Raw genomic sequence first — 3,064 nt, forward strand, 5'->3', positions numbered from 1 at the left:
CCTCTACACAGCTGCTGTGCTGTTCAGCAGAATCAAGAACAAAACGGCAGACTGGGTGAACCTGCGAAACCTTTGGATTCTGCGTGATTGTGTTCGTGAGAACTACAATCACGGCATAGGGGTGGACGACATTATCTTTGGAGAAAATTTTGATGGCAAGAACCTCGATACACTCACACCACTTACAAAGAAACGATTTGATTATTTGTGTAAGCGGATTAAGGAACTTGACCCATATGCAACAATCTAAAAAAGGCAGCATCTATGGCAAGAACTATAATAAACAATAAGCAAGTCTTTCAATCTTATGTTCTAACTACTGCTAAATATGATTTTTCGCCATATGAAAAGCGCATAATGTATAGACTAATTGAGCTTGCTCAAAAAGAAATTGAAGGAATAAAATTAAAAGATAACCTCCGAAAAATTGCTCCAACAAATTTCGGCAGAGAAATAACCATGCCTGTATCGGACATTCTGAAAGACGAACAAGACAAGCACTACACTATTGCCAAAGCTGCATTCAGAAGCCTATCTGAAAAGCATATAGAGTACGAAGATGATGAAGTTTGGTCATACACTCCTATCATAACTGCACCTGAAATAAAGAAGAATAGCGGCTCTGTAAAGTTCTATGTTTTCGATAATATTTGGAGGTGCTTGCTTGATTTTACCAAAGGGTTTAAGAAGTATGAACTTATTACCGCTATGAAATTTAAAAGTGCTTATGCTATGCGGTTCTATGAACTAATGTCTGGACAAACAAAGCCCTTATTTGTGCCATTAGAAGGACCTGACGGGCTTCGTGAACGATTCTATTTGCAAGGAAAGTATGAAAAAGTAAACGACTTTCGCAGAAAGGTTATCGATGTAGCCAAAAAAGAACTTGACGAATCTTCTCCTTATTCGTTCGTAGCTAAGGAGGAAAAAGCTGGAAAAAAAATTATTGGCTGGACTTTCTTCCCTGTATTTTATGAAAACAGAGAAGACCCTGCACTACAGGAACAAGCACGAATGGCTAAAGTTACAGCACGGCTCCAGTTAGAAAACAACGTATATGACTACCTTAAATTCTCCTTTGACTTCAAGTCTGATGAAATCAACAAGAACAAGAAAACCCTTATTGAAGGACAAAACCGCATCCCCGATTTTATGGGCTTCTTGGGAGAATTGAAGAAAGGCGCACGACTGGCAGAAAACCCCAAAGGATATGTTATTGGAGCTATCAAAAGAAAACTCAAAGAAATTTAGTTAAAATCCTATTTCGGAGAACAACGGGACCAATTATTTTCTAATTTTATGGCAGATAACTTTAAATTAGGAGTTTATGAAAAAGAATCTTTTATCAGTAGCTATTCTAATACTTGGAATAGCGGTCAGTTCTTGCACTGATAAGTTACAAGAAGCACCCAATATGCCTTTAAATCCAAATCTCAAATCAGAATCAGGATTTCAAGCATCTTTAAATCTTGAAAAATCTTTTATATCAACTCGCTCTTCTGAATCTACTCCAATTTATCCCGACTATTATGGAGGAGGATATATATCTGATAAAGATGAACTTGTCGTTTTAGTAAAAAAAGGGTTCAATAAAGAAAACGCCAAAATTGAATTTCAAAATCGCTCAAAATCATCAAACATATTGACTAAAGAATGTGATTACTCTTTTAATGAACTGATGGAGCTGAATACAAAATTAAGCAATATATTTTGCTCTAATAATAACTTAGTAAACGACTTAGGTTGGTTTTCTGTTGGAGTACTTCCCATAGAGAATAGAATTTCCGTTTGTCTATTTGATTGCTCTGAAAACAACATCAAAAGATTTAAATCTGAAATATCAGATTCTCCAATGATTATATTTGAAGAAATAAGCAACATTAATTACGACACAGAAATACAAGAATCCACAGATAGTATTACTGCAAAAGAAAAAGCAACTTCAAAAACAAATGTCCATGCAGGTTCGCAAATTAATAGAATTGGGAAAGCAACAAACAATAAAGGAGAAATTATTGATGCCATATTAAAAGGGTCTGTTGGATTCCGTGTCATGGTTGGTAACGACCATGGATTTATTACTGCTGCCCATAACGCACCAGAAACAGGCATGAAATTCAACTTTGGTTCTACCAAAAACAATTTAGGGGAAGTAACAAAAACTGCTATATCCCAAAAAGTAGATGCAGCTTTTGTTTCTGTTGATTATGAAAAATATTATCCGACTAATGTTACTCAATGGAGTAAAACGACATACCAAAGTAAATACTTAATCACTAATAATTTTCTAAATTCAATAGCCAATCAATCTATGATTGTAGAGGGGCAATCAACAAAGAAAGCTATAAAAATAAAAGTATACAAACTACATAACACACAAACTTCTAAAGGATTTTCCTCCACAGGAAAACCAAAATTTTTTCCTGTTTCAGAGGTTGTGTATGCTAATTTTACAGTTCCATCAGACACTACAAAAACAGGAGATAGCGGAGGTATTGTCTATACACAAACTGGTGCTTATTTAGGAGGTATTCATATAGGAAAAGCTACTGTAACAGGAACACAAACAAGAATAGAAATGTTTTCAAGTGCGGAACATGCTTTAAAAGCCTTAGGAGCAAGTTTATCTTGGGTAAAATAACAACAAAAATAGGCTGGAATTTAAATTCCAGCCTATTTTTGTTCCTGCATTAATTGCTGATAATATTCATAATACCTCTTGTAGTTGTCCCTGTCCTTGGCAGCATCCACCCACAAATAACACATCAGACAGGCAAACAATAGGGAGAAAACAGCACAAAGAATTGAATACATGGAAACGTTCTTGTCCACATAGCTGCCATTTTTCATTCTGTTTCCCTGCCGTTCAAAGTCTGCCAATACGTTTTTTAGGCGATTTTCGGCACTTTCAAGGCTTCCCCTGTCTATTTCTACCTTTTTGGTTGTTGCGTCCTCTATGCGCTTCGTATAGGCTTCCACACGCTTCAATTCTTGAAACACAAGTTCTACCGCAAGCTGCGGGTTTACTTTGGGGGTGGTGTCCTTTCTCTTTCGGGGGCTGTAC

At 36.2% G+C, this 3,064-nt stretch carries 3 protein-coding genes and 1 pseudogene; 3 read left to right on the top strand and 1 reads right to left on the bottom strand.

Annotated elements, in window-relative coordinates; all coding sequences use genetic code 11:
* From AB5443_RS25205 to AB5443_RS25215, 3 genes and pseudogenes are all read left to right on the top strand, one after another.
* Positions 1–250, top strand: a pseudogene (locus AB5443_RS25205) (exo-poly-alpha-D-galacturonosidase); the annotation flags it as partial.
* A 14-nt stretch (positions 251–264) separates the two neighbouring features.
* A complete protein-coding gene (locus tag AB5443_RS25210; RefSeq protein ID WP_032541974.1) occupies positions 265–1,251 on the top strand; it encodes a replication initiation protein in 987 nt (328 codons plus the stop codon).
* A gap of 76 nt (positions 1,252–1,327) precedes the next feature.
* Positions 1,328–2,641, top strand: coding sequence for a hypothetical protein (locus AB5443_RS25215; RefSeq protein ID WP_368114593.1), 1,314 nt, complete (start codon positions 1,328–1,330; stop codon positions 2,639–2,641).
* A 32-nt stretch (positions 2,642–2,673) separates the two neighbouring features.
* On the opposite strand, the gene mbpC is transcribed toward AB5443_RS25215, so the two are convergent.
* Positions 2,674–3,064: mobilization protein MbpC (mbpC, locus tag AB5443_RS25220; RefSeq protein WP_368119650.1), on the bottom strand; the 391-nt coding region annotated here is incomplete at its 5' end.

Origin of the sequence: Bacteroides sp. RTP21281st1_H5_RTP21281_210402 (genome assembly GCF_040918965.1) — a bacterium.
In the GTDB taxonomy this organism is placed as follows: Bacteria; Bacteroidota; Bacteroidia; order Bacteroidales; family Bacteroidaceae; genus Bacteroides; species Bacteroides congonensis.